Origin of the sequence: Streptomyces sp. NPDC001502 (assembly GCF_042894785.1) — a bacterium.
Lineage (GTDB): Bacteria > Actinomycetota > Actinomycetes > Streptomycetales > Streptomycetaceae > Streptomyces > Streptomyces kutzneri.
The window spans coordinates 278683-299131 of record NZ_JBIAVW010000007.1; the positions used below are offsets into that span (position 1 = coordinate 278683).

Annotated in this window: 18 protein-coding genes; 13 read left to right on the forward strand and 5 right to left on the reverse strand. The window is 71.3% G+C overall.

Annotated elements, in window-relative coordinates:
• Window positions 1-58 precede the first annotated feature (58 nt).
• From ACFY0D_RS14795 to ACFY0D_RS14815, 5 genes are all read left to right on the forward strand, one after another.
• Window positions 59-769 carry a GntR family transcriptional regulator gene (locus tag ACFY0D_RS14795; protein ID WP_189739203.1) on the forward strand — a complete coding sequence of 237 codons (711 nt, stop codon included), beginning with the start codon at window positions 59-61 and terminating at the stop codon, window positions 767-769.
• A gap of 79 nt (window positions 770-848) precedes the next feature.
• Complete coding sequence (locus tag ACFY0D_RS14800) at window positions 849-2963, forward strand: CHAT domain-containing protein (protein WP_390798694.1); 2115 nt, start codon at window positions 849-851, stop codon at window positions 2961-2963.
• Window positions 2964-2975: 12 nt separating this feature from the next.
• A complete protein-coding gene (locus ACFY0D_RS14805) occupies window positions 2976-3407 on the forward strand; it encodes a hypothetical protein (RefSeq protein ID WP_390798695.1) in 432 nt (143 codons plus the stop codon).
• 231 nt (window positions 3408-3638) lie between these two features.
• Window positions 3639-3869, forward strand: a complete 231-nt coding sequence (locus tag ACFY0D_RS14810; RefSeq protein WP_390798697.1) for a CD225/dispanin family protein — start codon at window positions 3639-3641, stop codon at window positions 3867-3869.
• A gap of 11 nt (window positions 3870-3880) precedes the next feature.
• Window positions 3881-4315 (forward strand): DUF2752 domain-containing protein, encoded by a 435-nt coding sequence (locus ACFY0D_RS14815; protein WP_390798698.1) that lies wholly within the window; start codon window positions 3881-3883, stop codon window positions 4313-4315.
• Window positions 4316-4364: 49 nt separating this feature from the next.
• On the opposite strand, the gene ACFY0D_RS14820 is transcribed toward ACFY0D_RS14815, so the two are convergent.
• The gene (locus ACFY0D_RS14820) at window positions 4365-6287 is read right to left on the reverse strand and encodes a bifunctional metallophosphatase/5'-nucleotidase (protein WP_390798818.1); all 1923 of its coding nucleotides are present in this window, start codon (window positions 6285-6287) and stop codon (window positions 4365-4367) included.
• 288 nt (window positions 6288-6575) lie between these two features.
• Here ACFY0D_RS14820 and ACFY0D_RS14825 point away from each other — a divergent pair, with 288 nt between their 5' ends.
• The 6 genes from ACFY0D_RS14825 to ACFY0D_RS14850 all read left to right on the forward strand — a co-directional run bounded on the left by ACFY0D_RS14825 (window position 6576) and on the right by ACFY0D_RS14850 (window position 12899).
• A complete protein-coding gene (locus ACFY0D_RS14825; protein ID WP_390798699.1) occupies window positions 6576-8321 on the forward strand; it encodes an ABC transporter substrate-binding protein in 1746 nt (581 codons plus the stop codon).
• Between the two features lie 23 nt (window positions 8322-8344).
• Window positions 8345-9490: an ABC transporter permease subunit gene (locus ACFY0D_RS14830; RefSeq protein WP_390798700.1), complete on the forward strand. Its 1146-nt coding sequence runs from the start codon at window positions 8345-8347 to the stop codon at window positions 9488-9490.
• On the forward strand, window positions 9487-10473 hold the full coding sequence (locus ACFY0D_RS14835) for an ABC transporter permease (RefSeq protein ID WP_390798701.1): 987 nt from the start codon (window positions 9487-9489) through the stop codon (window positions 10471-10473). The genes ACFY0D_RS14830 and ACFY0D_RS14835 overlap by 4 nt, the downstream gene beginning before the upstream one ends.
• Window positions 10474-11499 (forward strand): ABC transporter ATP-binding protein, encoded by a 1026-nt coding sequence (locus ACFY0D_RS14840; RefSeq protein ID WP_390798702.1) that lies wholly within the window; start codon window positions 10474-10476, stop codon window positions 11497-11499.
• Entirely contained in the window at window positions 11496-12476 is a 981-nt protein-coding gene (locus ACFY0D_RS14845) for an ABC transporter ATP-binding protein (RefSeq protein WP_390798704.1), read from the forward strand. Before ACFY0D_RS14840 ends, ACFY0D_RS14845 begins: the two co-directional genes overlap by 4 nt.
• A gap of 93 nt (window positions 12477-12569) precedes the next feature.
• Window positions 12570-12899 carry a hypothetical protein gene (locus ACFY0D_RS14850; RefSeq protein WP_390798705.1) on the forward strand — a complete coding sequence of 110 codons (330 nt, stop codon included), beginning with the start codon at window positions 12570-12572 and terminating at the stop codon, window positions 12897-12899.
• Window positions 12900-12943: 44 nt separating this feature from the next.
• Here the strand turns inward: ACFY0D_RS14850 and ACFY0D_RS14855 are convergent, their stop codons facing one another.
• Window positions 12944-15001: an alpha/beta fold hydrolase gene (locus tag ACFY0D_RS14855; RefSeq protein ID WP_390798706.1), complete on the reverse strand. Its 2058-nt coding sequence runs from the start codon at window positions 14999-15001 to the stop codon at window positions 12944-12946.
• Window positions 15002-15084: 83 nt separating this feature from the next.
• Here ACFY0D_RS14855 and ACFY0D_RS14860 point away from each other — a divergent pair, with 83 nt between their 5' ends.
• The gene (locus ACFY0D_RS14860; RefSeq protein ID WP_390798707.1) at window positions 15085-16638 is read left to right on the forward strand and encodes an MFS transporter; all 1554 of its coding nucleotides are present in this window, start codon (window positions 15085-15087) and stop codon (window positions 16636-16638) included.
• 24 nt (window positions 16639-16662) lie between these two features.
• Here the strand turns inward: ACFY0D_RS14860 and ACFY0D_RS14865 are convergent, their stop codons facing one another.
• Entirely contained in the window at window positions 16663-17172 is a 510-nt protein-coding gene (locus ACFY0D_RS14865) for an FBP domain-containing protein (RefSeq protein WP_301365578.1), read from the reverse strand.
• A gap of 115 nt (window positions 17173-17287) precedes the next feature.
• Window positions 17288-18706: a cytochrome P450 gene (locus ACFY0D_RS14870; RefSeq protein ID WP_390798708.1), complete on the reverse strand. Its 1419-nt coding sequence runs from the start codon at window positions 18704-18706 to the stop codon at window positions 17288-17290.
• A 201-nt stretch (window positions 18707-18907) separates the two neighbouring features.
• Here ACFY0D_RS14870 and ACFY0D_RS14875 point away from each other — a divergent pair, with 201 nt between their 5' ends.
• On the forward strand, window positions 18908-19744 hold the full coding sequence (locus ACFY0D_RS14875) for a class II glutamine amidotransferase (protein ID WP_390798710.1): 837 nt from the start codon (window positions 18908-18910) through the stop codon (window positions 19742-19744).
• Window positions 19745-19765: 21 nt separating this feature from the next.
• Here ACFY0D_RS14875 and ACFY0D_RS14880 read toward each other — a convergent pair whose 3' ends face one another.
• Window positions 19766-20287, reverse strand: coding sequence for a hypothetical protein (locus tag ACFY0D_RS14880; protein WP_390798711.1), 522 nt, complete (start codon window positions 20285-20287; stop codon window positions 19766-19768).
• Between the last annotated feature and the right edge of the window lie 162 nt (window positions 20288-20449).

Sequence of the window (20449 nt, forward strand, 5' to 3'; positions counted from 1 at the left end):
GACATTGTACGCTGTTGCCCTCCTCGTCGGTGGTGTCGGGGGTCTCGGAGGAAAAGCAATGGGTGACCTGAAGCAGCACAGTCTCATCAAGGCCCAGGAGCGCCTCCGCGACCAGGTCGGCCACGCACTCCGAGCCGCGCTGATAGCGGGTGAGCTGCGCCCCGGCAGCGTCTACTCCGCACCGGGCCTCGCGGCCGAACTGGGCGTCTCGGCCACACCCGTCCGCGAGGCCATGCTCGACCTGGCCCGGGAAGGACTGGTCGAGCCCGTCCGCAACAAGGGCTTCCGGATCACGGAGGTCAGCGAGCGCGACCTGGACCAGTTCACCGAGCTGCGCACGATGATCGAGGTACCGACCATCGGGCGGATCACGAAGATCGCCACGGCCGAGCAACTGGAGGCGCTGCGCCCCGTCGCCGAGGAGATCGTCACCAGCGCGCGCGAGCACAACCTCATCGGCTACCTGGAGGCCGACCGCCGCTTCCACCTCTCCCTGCTGGCCCTCGCGGGCAACGACCGGCTGGTGGAGACGGTCGGCGACCTGCGCAAGCGGTCCCGGCTCTACGGCCTGACCGGCCTCGACGAGGCCGGCAAGCTGGTCTCCTCGGCGGAGGAGCACATCGAGCTGCTCGACCTGATGCTGAGCGGCGACGCCGAGGCGGCGCAGGAGTGCATGCTCCGCCACCTCGGCCACGTCCGCTCCCTGTGGGCCCAGGGCCGCGACGAACCGGTCGGCCGCGTCCCCGGAGGCCTCGGCTCCGGCCTTTAGGCCTCCCGCTTCGCAAGCCCCTGGGTGGACGCCGTGAAACATCGGGTGTGAACTGAATCCAGGGGTGGAGGTGGATTGGATGAAAGGTCTCCCATTCCAGCTCGAAATCATTGAAGCCGACACCAACTGGATCGTGTCGTGTGCTTCCGAGTACGGTGAAGCGCTGATCCGCGTCCCGGCGCCCTATTCCGAGAACGAGCTCCAGTCTGCGCTCTCCCGGGTGGAGATTTCGCTGGCCAAGTCGTACAGTCCCGTGGTCGTTCGGGGTGCGCCCGTATCGGAAAGGCCTGTCAGGGAATTCGGGGAACGCCTCACCGAAGCGATATTCCGAGATGACATATTCGTCCTGTTCGATCGATGGCGCAGCAGCGCCGCCCGCACGCAGGAAAATCCGTTGCGCATCCTGCTGCGGACCAACGGCCCGCATGTCGCCCACATCCCATGGGAATTTCTCGTCGATCCTTCCCGAGACGACTATCTCGCGCTTCGCGTCCCCGTTGTCCGGTACTTGCGGCTCATGGACCCGGTACCCCCGCTGCCTCTGACTCTTCCTTTGCGCGTGCTGGGAATTTCGGCACAGCCGGATGATCTGCCCGTACTTGAGGGGGCGCGGGAAGTGCAGCAGGTTTCGCAGGCGCTTCAGCGGTGCAGCTCCGAGAGTGTGGACGTCCACTGGCTTCCCGGGGATAAATGGCAAGACCTGGCAAAAGAGCTTCGATTCGGCTCCTGGCACGTCCTTCACTGCGTCAGCCACGGAGGGTTCGACGAGGAGAGGAATGCGGGGTACATTCAGCTCTCGGGTGCCGACGGATCGGCAAGGAAGATATATGCCAGCGACTTTGAGCGGTTGATCGCGGACAGTCCCAATCTGCGTCTCATCGTGCTGAATTCCTGTGAGTCCGCGGTCAGTGGCTCCGAGGACGTGTTCGCGGGTACGGCCGCCAATCTCGTACGCGCCGGTGTGCCGGCCGTGGTCGCCATGCAGTACGAGATCACCGACAAGGCCGCCCTCGTCTTCGCCTCCTCCTTCTACGAGCGGATCGCCGAGGGAATGCCGGTGGACCGAGCGGTCACCCTGGCCCGTGAAGACGTGAAGATGGATCTGGACAGCCTTGAGTGGGCCACCCCTGTGCTGTTCCTGGCATCCGACGAGACCCGGATCTTCTCGGTGCCGAGGACGCCGCAGACCCCGCAGACCCCGCAGAGCCCGCAGACCGCGCAGAGCCCGCCACCGCAGACGCCCACCGTCCGGCCGCCCCCTCCGCCCGAACCGCCGCCTCCCGCACGGCCACCCCGCCTCTCCCAGAGCTTCCTGCTCGCCGACATCGGCCCGTGCAGCCACCTGGAACTAGGGCCCTCGAACCTCCTTGCGGCTGCCTGCCGCGACGGTGCCGTCCGGGTCCTGAACGCAGTCGACGGCGGGCTGGTCAGGCAGTGCATGCCCGTGCAGCGCGAGAACCCGGTACAAGTGGCCTGGGGTCCCTGGCGGCGGAACCTGGCCAGCCGGCACAACGACGGCACCGTCGTCGTCTGGGACCTCCGGACCGAGACGCCGGCCCGCGTGATGAACGTGGGCGAAGAGGGCGGTGCCCTCGCGTTCAGTGCGGACGGCCACTGGCTGGCGGTGACCGTCAAAGACCGTGTCTATGTCTACAACGCGTGGGGTGCCCGGGTGCGGGATCTGCCCGCACGGTCGGGGAAAGAGCCGAAAGTCTGGCAGCGAATGGGCGGGCGCGGCAGTCTCGGTCCCCTTGCCTTCGCACCGGGTGACCGGCACGTCGTCGTCGCGACCGGTGACGGCATGGTGCGGCAGCTGGATGTGCGGGGAAAGCCGGTGGCGACCTGGCGGCACCCGCAGCCCGTGACATGTCTGGCCGTCACGGCGAAGGCGCTCGCCACCGGATGCGCCGACGGCAGGGTGCGTCTGTGGTCCTGGGACGGTCGTCCCCTGCGGCAGACGGAGCACGGCCGACAGCCTTCCCACCTGGTCTTCGCCACCGACTTCCCGGCACTCGCCATGTCCGACGACGACGGCACGGTAACCCTGTGCGATCTGAAGACCGGCGAGCTGACCGTCGTGGCGGAACTGGTGCACCAGCTGGCAGGGCTGGCGTTCCTCGAAGGCGGCAAGGGGCTGGTGACCGGCACCCGATCGGGACGCATCGAGCGCTGGTCGCTGCCCCGCCGACCGTGAAGGGAGAGAGTCATGGCAGACCCCGAGGTAGAGATCTTCTGGCCCTCATCGCTCCCCTCCACTCCGGCGCTGGAGCAGCGGGATGCGTTGCGCGAAGCCGGAGTCACCGCCACCTGCCTGCTGCGGCCCACGCGGAGAGGGGCGGCCGATGCCGTGCTGGTGCTGCTGACGTCCGCCGTCCTGGAGCCGTTCCTCAGTGCGCTGTTCCAGCGTCTGGCCGAAGAGGCCCACAAGGGGCTGAAAGCGTTCGTGGACGGACTGCTGAGAGACGGCCGGGACGGAGCGGTGCCGCCCGAGGGCGTGGTCGTCGAATCGGCGACGGGCGGCCGGGTCACTTTCACGGCGGATCTGCCCGAGCAGGCGTATGAACAGGCTGTCGGCCTGGAGGCCTGTGGTGACCGGTGGATCTGGGATTCCCGACGAGCGATGTGGACTCCTGCCTGAGGGCCGGGTCCGGAGAGGTGTGAAGCCATGGCAGACCGACAGCAACCCCCGCTTCCCGAGGACGAGAACTGGGGCCCGGCGACTTCCTGGCAGGACCCGCTCCTCCCACCGCAGTCCCCGCCGCCACCGCAGTCCCCGCCGCCGTACCAGCCTCCCCAAGCCCCGTACCAGCCTCCCCAAACCCCGCCCCCTCAGTGGCACTCAGGGCAACCGCGAGCGCCGGAGACGTACTTGACCGGCGCCATCCTCGTCACGCTCTTCTGCTTCCTGCCGACGGGAATCGCCGCCATCGTCTTCGCCTCGCAGGTCTCGGAGAAGTGGAAGGCGGGTGATGCCGTGGGTGCCGCCGAATCGGCGCGGAAGGCGAGGCTCTGGGTGATCGTGAGTGTGGTCGCCGGCTGCCTCATGTGGGTGCTCCTCTTCCTCATCGGCCTCGGTGCCGACACGAGCACCACCACGTAGCTGCCACCGCCGTGAACAGGCTGCGCTTCCTGGCCCTCCGCCCTGTTTCGTGGGCCCGCACGCCGAACCGTGTCCGCGACGCCTGGCTCGCCGTCGGCGTTTTCGCAGCGGTCGCCGTTGTCGTAGGACGCGCCGATCCCGCACGCCCCGGCCGGTTCCCCAGCTGTCCGTTCCGCGCTCTCACGGGCTTCGACTGTCCGGGCTGTGGCAGTCTGCGCGCTCTGTACCAGCTCCTTCACGCCCATGTGGCGGCCGCGGCGGACTACAACCTGCTCCTGGTCGTGGTACTGCCGTGCGCCGCCTTCGTGTGGCTGCGTGCCGTCACGGGCAGGGCCACCCGGCGCACTGCCCCTCCCTGGCGGGGGCCGCGTGCGATCCTCGTCGTGATCGCGCTGTGGACAGTGGTGCGCAATCTTCCCGTCCTCGGCGGAGCGCTGGCCGCCTGACGGGCGGAGTGGACGGGCGCTCCGGTGGCCTCGGGGTGACCGCGGAGGATCAGCAGGGCGGGCGGCCGCCGCCACGGGCCGGCAGCGGCCGGTCCGCCGAGATGATCGCCGCCTCCGGGCGCGGTACCGGCGTGCCGTCGGGCAGGAGCAGCACCGGCGGGTCCACCACGGCGCCCACGGCGCCCGCCGCGCTGCTCGCGTTCGCCGCCGTGACCCGCCCCCTGGGCTGCGGGGTCAGTACCGCCGTCTCCCGTACGTACGCCACGAAGCTCTCGAAGTCCCGCTGGTGCCGGTAGGGCTCCTGGAACTCGGAGAGGGCCGGATAGCCGTCGCTCGCCAGGAGCGTGTACGAGGGGGCGGCGAGCCGGTAACTGCGGCCGAGGTCCAGCGGGACGCCGTCGATGAAGACCTCCGCGGGATGCACCCGGTCCCCGACCGGACCCCGCGCGTCGAAGCTGTAGCGGACGTTGCGGGAGACGGCGAGGGGGGCGAAGCGCAGTTCGCCGCTCTCCGCCGTCGTCCACTGCTCCTCCAGCGCGTCGTGGATCCGCTGCCCGGTCACCCACGCGCTGACGATCGGATCGCCGAACCCGATGGCCCGCCAGGCGCTGCCGAAGGTGACGGTGCCGCCCGAGGCCCGGTCCAGGACGAGGTCCCCCGCGATGATCGCCTGGCCGACCCGGGGCGCCACGGCGACCACGGCGAGCTGGGCCGGGACGTTGGGGTGGATGTTGGCGTCGTTCTCGGGATCGGTGGGCCTGCCGCCCGCCCACAGCGCCCAGTCGGCGGCCAGGTTGCCCATGGTGCTCTCGCCCGCCGTGTTCCGGGTGCGCAGGAACGAGCCGCTCTGCCGCCCGACCGCTGACCGGTCGCGCGCGGCCGCCTGCCCCACCCAGTAGGTGACGACCTCCTGCAGCTCCGGATGAGGGGCGATGTCACGGGTGTTGGGGTGGTTGGTGGACACGGTCAGTTCCCGGATCACCCGGCCGGTGAGCGGGTCTAGCCGCAGGTTGATCTCGTTGATGACCTGGCCGTAGCAGCCGGCCTCGACGAACGGGCGGGGGACGCCGTTCGGGTCGGGGACCATCATGTTGAACCGGGTGTGCCAGTGCCCGGTGACGATCGCGTCGATGTCCGGGGAGACGCGCAGTGCGAGGTCGAGGGCCGGCCCCGAGGGGTCGACGCCGCTGTTGAAGTCGGCTCCCGCCACCGCCCCGTCGTGCAGGCTGAGCACGATCGCGTTCACGCCCTGGCTCTTGAGCAGTGCCGCGTAGCGGTCGGCGGTGGCGACGTCGTCGAGGGTGGCGAGGCCCGGCTGGAAGGAGCCGGGGAAGCGTTCGCTGCCCACGGCGGTGAGGTGGATGAACCCGATGGGCAGCTCCCGGCCGTCGGCGGTGGGTACCCGCTCGATGTTGTAGGCGGGCAGGACCGTCTGCCCGTCCTGGCCCCGGACGAGGTTGGCGCTGTAGTAGCGGAAGTCGGCGCCGTGGAAGCGCAGGCCGGAGGAGTCGGTGAAGGAGGTGTCGCGGCCCTCCACCGGGAACGGGATGCCCTGCTCCATGTGGCGCTGGAGCATGGCGGGCGATTTGTCGAACTCGTGGTTGCCAGCCGTCGCGAAGTCGAGCCCCATGCGGCCCAGGGCCTCGATCGTCGGCTCGTCGGCGAAGGCCGCGGCGTCGAACTCCCAGCCGGAGAAGGCGTCTCCGGGGGTGAAGAAGAGGGAGTTGGGGTGGCCGTCGCGGAGTCGTTCGAGGTGCGCGGCCATGTACGCGACGCCGCCGACGGTGTAGCTGCGGCCGCCGTTGCCGACGATGACGGAGTTGCTGCCGGGTGCGCCCTGCAGATAGCCGTGCAGGTCGGTGATGTTGAGGAGCTGGACGTCGACGTACTCGGCGGCGGTGGCGGCGTCCCGGGCATCGGCGGTGGCCCGTGCGGGAACCCCGAGCGCGAAGGTGGCCGCCGCGGCCCCCATCGCGGTGAGGAAGTCCCGGCGCCCCGGCTCCCGGCGTCCCGGATCCCGCCGCCCTTGCGCCGGCGGTCCTGACTCCCGACGCTGTGAACTCCTGCTCGGCTGCGTGGCCTTGGCCTGCGTGATCACACCCGGCATGTTCCCGCCCGCCGGGCCGGCTGTCGCGCCGACGCGCCGCCCGGCCGTTTTGGACACGGCTGGATAACGGCGGCACCAACCCCTTGTCAGTGCAATTTCACATTACTATGTTACCGGTCACATCCTAGAGCGCGGCCCTTCACTGGAGTGACCATGACCAAGCGCACCCAACTCGCCCTCGCCACCGCCCTGGTGGCAGCTCTCGCACTCGGCGCCTCGGGCTGCTCCGACACCAAGAAGGGCAAGGAGGGTGCCGCCTCCGGGGTGAACCCCGCCGCCGCCAACGACGGCAAGATCCTCGGCGGGACCCCGGTCAAGGGCGGCACCCTCACCGTCCTGTCCAACCAGGACTTCGCGCACCTCGACCCCGCCCGCAACTGGACCATGCCGACCATGGACTTCGGCACCCGGCTGCTCTACCGCACGCTCGTCACCTTCAAGGCCGAGCCCGGCAAGCCCGGCAGCGAGCTGGTCCCCGACCTCGCCACCGACCTCGGCACCCCTTCCAATGGCGGCCGCACCTGGACCTTCACCCTCAAGGAGGGCGTGAAGTACGAGGACGGCACGCCGGTCAAGGCCCAGGACATCAAGTACAACGTCGAGCGCTCCTTCAGCCCCGACCTCACCGGCGGCCCCGACTACGCCGCCCAGTACCTGGCCGGGACCGAGGGCTACAAGGGCCCGCTCCAGGGGCAGCACCTGGACTCCGTCAAGACGCCCGACGACCGCACGATCGTCTTCGAACTGAAGCGCCCGGTCGCCGAGTTCTCCGCGACCGCCACCCTGCCGACCTTCGCCCCCGTGCCCCAGTCCCAGGAGAAGGGCACCCAGTACGACGCCCGCCCGTTCTCCTCCGGCCCGTACAAGATCGAGTCGTACGACCGTGACAAGAAGCTGGTCCTGGTCCGCAACGAGCACTGGGACCCGGGCACCGACACCGTCCGCAAGGCCTACCCGGACCGCTTCGTGGTGGTCATGGGCCTCAAGGGCGGCCAGATCGACGACCGGATCATCGCCGGCGAGGGCGCCGACGCCTCCACCGTCCAGTACGCCGACATGCGCCCCGAGAGCGCCCCCAAGGTGCTGCCCAAGCCGGAGATCAAGGCCCGGCTGCTCGCCGAGTCCCAGGGCTGTACGGAGATGCTCCACCTGAACAACTCCCGCGCCCCCTTCAACGACCCGAAGGTCCGCGAGGCCATGCAGTACGCCGTGGACAAGGAGGCCGTCATCACCGCGGGCGGCGGCCCGGCCCTCAACGAGATCGCCACCGCCTACCTGCCCCCGGCCCTCTCCGGCGGCAAGCAGGCCGACGTCCTGAAGATCGCCCCGGCCGGCGACCCCGCCAAGGCCAAGGAACTCCTCAAGGCCGCCGGCAAGGAGACCCTGAAGGTCTCCCTCGCCGTCTCCACCGGCGACAAGGGCAAGGCGGAGGCCATCCAGCAGGGCCTGTCCCGCGCCGGCGTCGAGGTCGTCATCGACACCGTCGACCCGGGCGCCTACTACGACGTCATCGGCGACCTCTCCACCACCCCCGACATGACCCTCACCGGCTGGTGCCCCGACTACCCCTCCGGCTCCACCTGGATCCCGTTCGTCTTCGACGGACGCACCATCAAGGAGAAGGGCAACCAGGGCAACTACAGCCAGTTCCGCGACGAGGAGGTCATGAAGCGCATCGACGAGATCAACGCCATGGCCGACGCCAAGCAGGCCAACCAGGCCTGGATCGACCTCGACGCCGCCCTGATGGCCAAGTCCCCGAACGTTCCGCTCCTCCTGGAGCGCAAGCCGCTCCTCGTCGGCACCAACATCGCGGGCGCCTTCGGCCACCCGGTGTGGACCGGCACCATCGACTACGGGACCGTCGGCCTCAAGGACCCCTCGAAGAGCCAGGGCTGAGGGCCCGAAGGATCCCCGCAGCCATGACCACCACCGCACCGGTCCCGGACGACCGGGCACCCCTGGAGCCCGACGGCCCCCCGGCCCCAGGTGCCGCCCGCGCCCCCGGCAGCACACCGGCCTCCGGCACGGCCCCGGCCTCCGGCAGCACCCCGGCCTCCGGCACGGCCCCGGCCTCCGGCACGGCCCCGGCCTCCGGCACGGCCCTGGCCTCCGGCACGGCCCCGGCCCCGGTCCCCGATGCCGCCACGGTCCTGCCCGCGGCAGCGCCCGGCAGCAGTCCCTGGCAGCTCGCCCGGCAGGAACTGCGCCGCCGCCCCGCCGTCCGCGTCAGCCTCTGCGTCGTCCTCCTCTTCGTCCTCATGGCCGTGACCGCCCCCTGGCTGGGCGCCCTCGGCGGCTGGTCCCCGAACGAGTTCGACAAGACCGCCATCGACCCCTACCTCGGGGGACAGCCCCTCGGCACCCTCGGCGGGATCAGCCCCGAGCACTGGCTCGGAGTCGAACCCGTCACCGGCCGCGACCTGTTCGCCCGCGTGATCAACGGCGCCCAGGTCTCGCTCCTGATCGCCTTCGCCGCCACCGCCATCGTGGTGGTCGCCGGCACCGCCGCCGGGATCGCCGCCGGCTACTTCGGCGGCCGCACCGACACGATCCTGTCCCGGCTCATGGACCTGACCATGTCCTTCCCCTCGCTGATCTTCATGATCGCGATGCTGTCCGTGGCCAAGGACGTCAACCGGATCGTGTTGATGACCACCGTCATCGGGGTCTTCGGCTGGCCCGGCGTCGCCCGCGTGGTCCGCGGCCAGACCCTCTCCCTCAAACACCGCGAGTACGTCGACGCCGCCCGCGTCGGCGGCTCCGGCCCCTGGCGGATCCTGACCCGCGACATCCTCCCGGGCGTCTCGGGCCCGGTCATCGCCTACACCACCCTGCTGATCCCCGGAATGATCAGCACCGAAGCCGCCCTCAGCTACCTCGGCGTCGGCGTCCGCCCGCCCACCCCCTCCTGGGGCCAGATGATCGCCGAGTCCGTGGCCTACTACGAGACCGACCCCATGTACTTCGTCATCCCCAGCGTCTTCCTCTTCCTCGCCGTGCTCGCCTTCACCTTGCTCGGCGACGCCCTGCGCGACATCCTCGACCCGAGGGGCGGCCGCAGTTGATCCTCTACCTCGGCCGCCGGCTCCTCGCCCTCGCCGGCGTGCTCCTCGCCATCGCCGCCGTCACCTTCCTCATCTTCTACGTCCTGCCCGCCGACCCGGCCGCGGCCGCCTGCGGCAAGACCTGCAGCGCGGAACGCCTGGCCGACGTACGCACGTACCTGGGCCTCGACCAGCCGCTGTGGCGGCAGTTCACCGACTTCCTCACCGGCATCTTCACCGGCCGCACCCTGGGCACCGGCCAGTACGCCGTCGCGTGCGACTTCCCCTGCCTCGGCTACAGCTACGAGAACTCGCTGCCCGTGTGGGACCTGCTGATGGACCGGCTCCCGGTCTCCGCCTCCCTCGCCGTCGGCGCCGCCGCGCTGTGGCTGCTCCTCGGCCTCGGCGCCGGGGTCACCGCCGCCCTGCGCAAGGACTCCGCCACCGACAAGGCCCTGATGGTCGGCGCCGTCGCCGCCGCCTCCCTTCCCGTGTACTTCACCTCCGTGATGCTCATCTACGGCGTCATCCGCGTCGCCGGCCTCCTGCCCTACCCCACCTACCAGGCCTTCACCGACAACCCGCCGGCCTGGGCCGCGAACCTGGCCCTGCCCTGGATCGCGCTCGCCCTGCTCTACGCCGCCATGTACGCGCGCCAGAGCCGCGGCTCGATGATCGAGGCGATGGCCGAGCCGTACATCCGCACCGCCCGCGCCAAGGGCATGCCCGAGCGCACGGTCGTCGTCAAACACGGGCTGCGCTCCGGCATGACCCCGATCCTCACCATCTTCGGCATGGACCTCGGCGGACTGCTCGCCGGAGCCGTCATCACCGAGTCCATCTTCGGACTCCCCGGCATCGGGAGGCTGTTCTACGGCGCCCTCGTCAACTCCGACCAGCCCGTGGTCCTCGGCGTCACCCTCCTCGCCGCCTTCTTCATCGTCGTCGCCAACCTCCTCGTCGACCTCCTGTACGCCGTCATCGACCCGAGGGTGAGGTACTGAATGGCCGCGGCCGCTCCGCTTCTCGAAGTACGCGACCTGCACGTCACCTTCACCACCGGGCGCGGGACCGTGCGGGCCGTCGACTCGATCGGCTTCACCGTCGAGGCCGGACGTACCCTCGGAATCGTCGGCGAGTCCGGCTCCGGCAAGTCCGTCACCTCGCTCGCCGTCATGGGCCTGCACCGGGGCCCGGTCGAGGTCGGCGGATCCGTCGCCCTCGCCGGACGGGAGCTGACCGGGCTGCCGGAAAGGGAACTGTCCAAGGTCCGGGGCCGCCGGATGGCCATGATCTTCCAGGACCCGCTCTCCAGCCTGCACCCCTACTACACGGTCGGCGAGCAGATCGCCGAGCACTTCCGGGTGCACTTCAAGGCCGGCCGGGCAGCCGCCCGCAGACGCGCCGTCGACATGCTCGGCGAGGTCGGCATCCCGGAACCGGCCCGCCGCGCCCGGGAGTACCCGCACCAGTTCTCCGGCGGCATGCGCCAGCGCGCCATGATCGCCATGGCCCTCGCCTGCGAGCCCGACCTGCTGATCGCCGACGAGCCGACCACCGCGCTGGACGTCACCGTGCAGGCGCAGATCCTGGAACTGATCGCCCGGCTCCAGCAGGAACGCGGACTCGGCGTCGTCATGATCACCCACGATCTGGGCGTCGTCGCCCGCGTCGCCCACGAGGTGCTCGTCATGTACGGCGGCCGGGCCGCCGAACAGGCCCCGGCGGACGAGCTGTTCGCCGACCCCGCCCATCCCTACACCCGGGGCCTGCTCGACTCGCTGCCCCGCCTCGACACCGCCGACGACGTCCCCCTGCCCTTCATCCCCGGCTCCCCGCCCTCCCTGCTCGCACCCGCCCCCGGCTGCGCCTTCGCCCCGCGCTGCCCCGTGGCCGCCGCCGGTCCGGACGACCGCAGGACGCGCTGCACCGGCGTACGCCCGGAACCGGCGGCGTTCGGGGACGGCCCCGCGCGGACCGTGGCCTGCCACTTCGCCGGGGACCGTACCGCCCAGGAGGCGGCCCGATGACCGACACCGCCACACCGCTGCTGTCCGTACAGGACCTCACCATGACCTTCCCCGGCCGGCGATCCGTGACCGGGCGCCGGGGGGCGCCCGTGCGCGCCGTCGACGGGGTCTCCTTCGACCTGGCGGCCGGCCAGACCCTCGGCCTGGTCGGGGAGTCGGGCTGCGGGAAGTCCACCACCGGCCGGATGCTGGTGCGGCTGCTGGAGCCCACCTCGGGCCGGGTCGCCTTCGAGGGCAAGGACATCAGCCGCCTCTCCCCGTCCGCCATGCGCCCGCTGCGCAAGCACATCCAGATGGTCTTCCAGGACCCGCACTCCTCCCTCAACCCCCGCCAGACCGTGGCCCGGATCATCTCGGATCCGCTGCTGGTGCAGGGCTGGAGCGCGGGGGACGCCCGCCACCGCGCCGCCGAGCTGATGGAGCTCGTCGGCCTGATCCCCGAGCACATCGACCGCTACCCGCACGAGTTCTCCGGCGGCCAGGCCCAGCGCATCGGCATCGCCCGCTCGCTGTCCACCAGCCCCCGGCTGATCGTCGCCGACGAGCCGGTCTCCGCGCTGGACGTCTCCGTCCAGGCCCAGATCGTCAACCTGATGGAACGGCTGCGCGCGGAGCTCGGCCTCGCCTACGTGTTCATCGCCCACGACCTGTCGGTGGTCAAACGGGTCAGCGACCGGGTCGCCGTCATGTACCTCGGCAGGATCGTCGAGATCGGGGACAAGAAGTCCCTCTACGAGGACCCGCAGCACCCGTACACCCGGGCGCTGCTGTCCGCCGTACCGCTGCCCGACCCGGCGGCGGAACGGCGGCGGGAGCGGATCGTGCTGCTCGGCGACCCGCCGAGCCCGGCCGCTCCACCCCCGGGCTGCACCTTCCACCCGCGCTGTCCCAAGGCGCAGCAGATCTGCCGCACCGACCGCCCGCCGCTGCGGCCCGCCGCCGCCCGCGAGGTGGCCTGCCACTTCCCTGGTGACTGACGGGGACCCATGGGAAGCGGCGGTGCCCCGGAGCCGAAGGCGTCTTCGGGGCACCGCCGTACGGTGCGGACCCCGCCGGTTAGGGTCGCGGTCATGAACGCTGATCCGGAGTCCGCGAGTGCCTTCCGGAACCCGCTGCGCGCGGTGACGGCCGGAGCGGCGGCCCTCCTGCTGGTGCTGCACACCGTGGCGGGCTTCTTCGTTCTCAACGCGCTGCTCACCGAGTCCGAGGGGCCCTGGGACCGTACGGTGACGGATACGGCGCGCCTGATGGCCGGGTTCGGCCTGGCGGTGGAACTCCTGGCCCTCGCGGTCACGGCCGTCTGCGTGAACACCGGCCGGCTGCGGCGCTGGTGGTACGCACCGGTGGCAGCCGTGGTCGTCACCGCCCTGATCCGGATGGTCTTCGCCCCGCAGCCCTGACCGCCCCGCCGGTGTCGGGGCCGGCGGGGCGCGGGGGACGGTGCTCAGGCCAGTTCGCGGCGGAAGAACTCCAGCTCCAGCGCCATCAGCTTCTCCCGGGTGCCGCCCGGGGTCATGTGGGTGACGCCGGGGAGGGCCAGCAGCTGGTGCGGGCGGCCCGCGTCCGTCAGCGCCTGGGAGAGGCGCAGGGTGTGGGACGGGTGGACGTTGTCGTCGGCCAGGCCCGTGATCAGCAGCAGGGGGCGGGACAGTTGCGGGGCGTCCGGGATGAGGGAGTCCCGCTCGTACACCTCGGGCTGCTCCTGCGGGAGTCCCAGGTACCGCTCGGTGTACGCCGTGTCGTAGTGCCGGAAGTCGGTCGGCGCGGCCCCGGCGGCCGCCGCGTGGAAGACGTCCGGGCGGCGCAGCACCGCCATGGCCGCGAGGTAGCCGCCGTACGACCAGCCGCGCACCCCGACCCGGCCGAGGTCGAGGTCGCGGTGGCGGGCGGCGAGCGCCTGGAGCGCCGCGATCTGGTCGTCGAGGGTGACCTCGGAGAAGCCGCGGTACATGGCGTGCGTGTAGGCGGGGGAGACGTACGGGGTGCCCCGGTTGTCGATGGTGACCACCGCGAAGCCCTGGTCGGCCCACCACTGGCGGTGCTGGCGGCGGCGCTGGTCGGCGGTGACGTCCTGCATGCCGGGGCCGCCGTAGCCGTCGACCAGGACGGGCAGCCGCCGGCCGGGGACGTGGTCGCGGGGCAGTACGAGGGCGGTGGGGATGCCGTGCTCGGTGACCCGCTCCAGGATCGCGTCCACCCGGTGGGGCAGCGGCTCGGACAGGTCGGCGGGGGTGAACTCCCGCCCGTCGGGGGTGCGTACGGTGCGCCGTACCCCGTCGGCGTCGGCGCAGGTCAGCAGCAGGGTCCCGGCGGACGCGGCCACGGTGTGCACGCCGGGCCCGTCGGCGACCGGGGTCAGCTCCCCGGTGGCCGGGTCCAGCAGCAGCACCTGCTGCTCGGACGGGTCGCGCAGGCCCGCCTCGATCAGCAGCAGGCCTTCGTGAACCCCGGCCACCGCGCGGACCTGGATGCCGTCCCCGGTCAGCAGTTCGCCGTCCACCGCGAGGGCGCGGGCGGCGCCGCCCGGGGTGTCGGCGGAGGTCAGCATCCGCCCGTCGGCGAGGCGGGCCGGGGTGCCGGGGACCAGGGGGTCCACCCACTGCGGGTGCGTGGTGCGGGACAGCTCCCGGGTGCGGCCGGTGGCCGGGTCGGCGGAGAGCAGCAGGACGCATCGCTGGAGCCGGTCCTGGACGGTCAGCAGGATCTCGGTGGCGGACTCCCAGCCCGCGTCGGAGACGTACGGGTAGGTGCCGGCGTCCCAGTCGAGCCGTATCCGGGTCCCGCCGTCGCCGAGCACCCACAGCTGGACGTCGGCGTTGGGCCCGCCGGCCTCGGGGTAGGCGAAGTCCTCGGCCGGCAGCTCCGGGTGCGCCGGGTCGGCGAACCAGCGCCGCTGGAGGGCGGATTCGTCGACGCGGGCGGCCAGCAGGGTGACCCCGTCCGGGGACCACCAGTGGCCCCGGTGGCGGCCCAGCTCCTCGGCGGCGGCGAATTCGGCGAGGCCCCAGCGGGCCCCGTCGTCCGGGCTGATCCGGCCGCCCGGGGCGACGTACAGGACGTCGTCGGCGACGTACGCGGTGCGCGAGCCGTCGGCGTTCGGCCGCGGGTCCAGCGCGGGTCCGGCGGCCGGGATCTCCTTGGGTGTTCCGGCTCCGCCCGCGGCGACCTCGAAGAGCCGCCCGTACAGCGCGAAGACGGCGTGCAGGCCGTCGCCGGAGAGGGCGTACGAGCCGATGCCGGCGGCGACGAGCCGGGTCCGCTCGCGCAGCCGGCGTTCGGCCACGGGGAGAGGTCCGGGCTCGGGGCACAGTTCGCGGGGATCGGCGAGCCGGGTCTCGGCGCCGGTGGTGGTGTCGAGCACCCAGAGCGAGTCGAAGGCGTCGGTGGGGCCCGTCGACCGGAGGAACCAGAGCAGTCGGCCGCCGTCCCCGAAGGAGAAGGCGCGCGGGGCGCCGTAGGTGAAGCGGGCCGTGCTCGCGGAGAGCCTGAGGAAGTCATCCATGATCGTAGTGTGACATGTGAAATGTCACCATTACTAGGCTGTTCGAGTGGTGACCCCAGAGGCGCGGGCTTAGCGTCGAAAAGGTGGATCCGAACGCATCGCCGAGCAACAGCGGGACCGAAGGCAAGGTCCGGGGAAGCGGCAGCGGACTCGCCCTGTTCGTCATCGCCTCCTGCCAACTCATGGTGGTTCTCGACATCACGATCGTGAACATCGCGCTGCCGCACATCCAGACCGCTCTCGATTTCTCGACCGAGAGCCTTTCCTGGGTCGTCAACGCCTACACCCTCGCCTTCGGCGGACTTCTGCTCCTCGGCGGCCGCACCGGCGACATCCTCGGCCGCAAACGCGTCTTCATCTTCGGCGTCCTGCTCTTCGGGCTCGCCTCGCTGCTCGGCGGACTCGCCCAGAACGAGGGCCAGCTGATGGCCGCACGCGCCCTTCAGGGCGTCGGCGGCGCCATCGCCTCGCCGACCTCCCTCGCGCTGATCACCACCACCTTCCGCGAAGGCCCGGCCCGCAACCGGGCGTTCGGCGTGTTCGCCGGCGTCTCGGCCGCCGGCGGCGCGATCGGACTCCTCGCGGGCGGCATCCTCGTCGAATGGCTCGACTGGCGCTGGGTGCTCTTCGTGAACGTCCCCATCGCCATCGTGATCGCCGTGCTGGCCACCAAGGTCCTGCACGAGTCCGAACGCCACCCGGGACACTTCGACTTCGCGGGCGCGCTGCTGTCCACCCTGGGCATGGTCTCGCTCGTCTACGGCTTCATCAGGGCGTCCCAGGAGGGCTGGCGCGACCCGGTCACCCTCGGTTCCTTCGGCGCCGCCGTGGTCCTGCTGACCCTCTTCGTCCTCAACGAACGGCGCTCGCCGCAGCCGATCACCCCGCTGCACATGTTCGCCGACCGCAACCGGGCCGGGACCTACGGCATCATGCTCATGCTCGCCTGCGCGATCTTCGGCATGTTCTTCTTCCTGACCCTCTTCGTGCAGATCGTGCTGGGCTTCAGCCCGATCCAGGCCGGCCTCGCCTTCCTGCCGGTCAGCGCGGTGATCGCCGTGGGCGCCGCGATCACCGCGAAACTGCTGCCGAAGTTCGGCCCCAAGCCCTTCATGGTCACCGGCGCGCTGTCCTCGGCGGCCGGACTCGCCTGGCTGACACAGACCGACGTCAACTCGACGTACCTCGGCAGCATCCTGGGCCCGATGCTCCTCTTCGCCCTCGGCATGGGCCTGCAGTTCGTCTCGCTGACGCTGATGGCCCTGTCCAACGTCACCGACCGGGAGTCGGGAGCGGCCTCCGGACTGCTGAACACGATGCAACAGGTGGGCGGCTCGCTGGGCCTGTCGATCCTGGTGACCGTCTACGGCACGGCGAGCCGCAACGAGGCCAAGCAGCAGATCCCGGACTTCCTCAGCACCGCCGGCCCGGTGCAGAAGGCCTTCTTCCAGCGCACCGGACAGCTCCCCAAACCGTGGGGCGACCAGGTCCTCACCTCGGGCATCAGCGCGGCCTTCGTCGTGGCGTCCCTGTTCACCCTGGTCGGAGCACTGATCGCGCTGTTCGTCATCCAGGTCCGCCCATCGGACCTCGCACGCCTGCAGGGCAACCACCATCCGGCGGCAGACCGGACCTGAGGTCCGCGGGGGCCTTCGGCCCTGCTACGCGGCGGTGACGCGGGCCGCGAAGGCGTCCAGGTTGTCGGACATACGGGCGAGCCGCTCGTCCAGCGTCAGGGACTCCTCGTACCGCCCGGCGCGCAGCTTCGGCTGCCGCTTGCCGCGGACGTACAGGGGGCAGGCGAGGTCCGCGCAGATGTACGTGCCGACCGTGTTGCCCTCGCGGCCGCGGGCGCCCGCCAGCGGGGCGGCCAGCAGGGTGACCCCGGAGGAGGCGTGACCGGTCAGGCAGATCTGGCACAGGCTGGACTTCACCACGCTGGTGCGGCCGACGGCCGGTACGCGCAGCGAGATGCCCAGCGGACCGCCACCGCCCTCCCGGGGCAGCACGAGATGCGCCCGCAGGGGCGCTCCCGGGTCCACCCACCCCAGGAAGTCCAGGTCCTTCCAGGGCAGTTCGGCGAAGTCGAGCGGCAGCCGCAGCCGCGCCGCCTCGCCCTTCGTGCAGTTCACGAAGGACGAGCGGATCTGTTTCTCGGTGAGTGGTTCCACGGGCATCGACCCTACGACCCGCCCTGACCTGCCCGCATCCCAATATCCGGCCCGGAGCACGGCCTGGAGCGCGGCGTGGAGCACGGCGTGCGGCCGGGCCGCGTCCGGACCGCCGTCATCCGTCCAGGCGGCGGATCCGGCAGCGCGCCGGGCCCTTCGTCTGCAGGGTGATCCCGGCGCTGACCGGGATCTCGGTGTCCACGGCCTCGAACTCGTAGGCCCGCAGGATCATCGCCAGCGCTGTCACCGACTCCAGCATCGAGAAGTGCTGCCCGATGCACGCGCGCGGCCCCCCGCCGAACGGGAACCAGGCGTAGCGCGGCCGCCCCGCCTCCGCCTCGGGCGTGAAGCGCTCGGGGTCGAAGCGGTCCGGGTCCGGCCAGTAGTCGGGGTGGCGGTGCGTCACCCAGGGCGCCAGGATCACGTCCGCGCCCGCGGGGACGGTGTGCTCCCCGACCCGGGTGGCGGCGACGGCCTTGCGCCCGATGACCGGCGCGGCCGGATAGAGCCGCATGGCCTCCTTGAGGACCTGGGTGAGGTACGGAAGCCGGTCCAGGTCGGCGGCGCCGGGCGTACGGCCGCCCAGGACGCGGGAGATCTCCTCGCGGGCCCGGGACTGCTCCACGGGGTGGCGGGCCAGCAGGTGCAGGGCGAAGCAGAGAGAGGTGGCGGTCGTCTCGTGCCCGGCGAGCAGGAAGATCAGCACCTGGTCGCGCAGCTCGGCGGCGTCGAACTCCCCGTCGTCCGAACTCCGGGCGCCGGCGAGCAGCGTCAGCAGATCCTCGCCGGGAGCGTCGGCCCCGGCCCCGGCCCCGGCACCGGCCCCGGCGCGCCGGCGCTCCGCGATGATCCGGTCGCACACCCCGTAGAGCTCGTCCATCGCGGCGGCCGCGCGCCGGTTGCCGGGGGTGGGCCAATCGCGCGGGATGTTGGCGGGTGAGTAGCCGCGGCGCAGCACGTAGTCGGTGATGACCGGGAAACATCCGGTCACGACATCGGCGGTGGCCTCGACGTCGGTGCCGAAGAGGATGCGGGCGACGGCGCGCAGGGCGAGGTGCGTCATCTCGTCGGAGACGTCCACGACGCCGCCCGGGGCTTCGCCCCAGGCGGTGAGCACCGATGCGGTCTCGGCGGCGATCACCTCGGCGTAGCCGTCCACCCGGCGCCGGGTGAACAGCGGCTGCACGAGGCGGCGCTGGCGCAGGTAGTCCTCGTCCTGACTGGTGAGCAGCCCGTTGCCGAAGGACTCCCGGACCTCCTGGTAGAAGTGGTTGTCCTTGCGGAAGCGGGCCGCGTCGGAGGCGAGCACCTGCTGGGCGCCCGCGGGGGAGAAGACGCAGTACAACTCGGCACGCATGCCGGGCGGACCGGCCGTGATCCGTACCAGGTCACCGTGCTGGTGCTGGGCCCGCAGATAGGTACCGAGGGAGTCGGACTTCAGGTCGAAGAGCGACCCGAGCAACGGCACCCCGGCAAGCCCGGGCACCGGCACCGCCTTCCCCGTATCCGCTCCGGAGTTCGTTCCCACTGCCATGGCCGCCCCTTCGTCCTACGGAAGGCCGATTCTGCCGCGCCCGCGCGCACCTGGCGAGGACGGCGTTCGTTCAGGCCGATGAGTGGCCGGATGACCACCACCCCCGCCCGCCCGAGGGTCGGCCCGTTCCGCGTGGCGATCAGCAGGGGGCGCGGCCACAATGGAGGGGTTATCTGCGTTGCACCCCCGAGGTGATGGCTCATGTGTCGGTGGCTCGCGTATTCGGGAACACCCCTGCTGCTCGAAACCATCCTCTACAAACCGGCCCACTCGCTGATCGACCAGAGCCTGCACTCCAAGCTGGGTGTGGAGACGACGAACGGCGACGGATTCGGTGTCGGGTGGTACACGGAGGAGGACACGGCCACCCCGGCGACCTTCAGGGACATCGGCCCCGCCTGGAACAACCGCAACCTGCGGGAGATCGCGGACCACGTCCGGTCCCCGCTGTTCTTCGCCCACATCCGGGCATCGACCGGCACGGCGGTGCAGCAGACGAACTGTCACCCGTTCCGGCACGGCCGCTGGCTGTTCATGCACAACGGGGCCATCACCGACTTCCACCGGATGCGGCGGGAACTCACCCTGCTCATCGACCCCGCGCTGTACCCCGAAGTCGAGGGTTCGACGGACTCCGAGGTGATGTTCCACCTTTCGCTCACCTTGGGCCTGGAGGCGGACCCGCCGGGCGCGGTGGCCCGGATGGCGGGCGTGGTGGAGCGGGTCGGCCGCGAGCACGGCGTGGAGTACCCGCTCCAGATGACCCTCGCCATCAGCGACGGCGAACGCCTGTGGGCCTTCCGCTACTCCACCCGGGGTGAGTCGAGGTCGCTGTTCTACAGCAGCCGGGTGGACGCGCTGCGCAGGCTGCACCCCGACATGGAGTTCCTCCAGGAGGTCTCCGACGAAACCCGCCTGGTCGTCTCCGAACCCCTCGGCGACCTCCCCGGCGCCTGGAACGAGGTCCCGGAGAGCACCTTCGGCCTCGTCCAGCCGGGGATGGACTCCCTCCACCCCTTCACCCCGCAGGCGGCGTAGGAACCGGCGCTCCGTGGGCGGTCAGTAGCCCCAGCGCTGGCCCACGCTGTCGTCGTCACGGCAGTGGATCGTGCGCCCGTTGGCGTCGCGGCCGGACGTACCGACATCGGCCTTCCGGCATATCTGACCGGCCCGGTAGCAGTTGCCGGCGTTGGAGCGGGGATAGCAGTCGGTGCTCGCCTTGGTGGGCTCCGGCGCGGGCGCCTGGGTGCGGGTACGGGTGGGAGCCGGCGGGGCGGGGGCGGCCTTGGTGGGCGCGGGCGCCTGGGTGGTGGGCTCGGCGACCGGGACCTGAGGGGTCGGCGCCGCCGTGGTGGGGTCGGCGGTCGGGGTCGCACTGGCGCTCGGACTCGGGCTGGCCGACACCGCGGAGGGACTGGGGCTGGGGCTCGCACTGACGGTGACGGCGGCGCTGGTGCTCGGGGTGGTGGCCGGCGCGGCCGGGTCGCAGGCGGCGAGCGACAGAACGGCGGCCATGACGGTGAGGACGCCTCTGCAGCGCATCTTCACCGTCATCGACTTGCGGCGGGGCGGCATGGTCATCGGGAACTCCTGGGTCGTAGTGCTCGTTGAGCGGCGTTCAAGATACCCAGAAGGTTGAATTCGCTACTAGTGTTGACGAGGGGTGAGATGCAAGCGGTTCGACGTGCCGATGTCCGTCGCGCGCCGCTTCAACTCGGTTGATGGCGCACAGGTCTTTGTAAG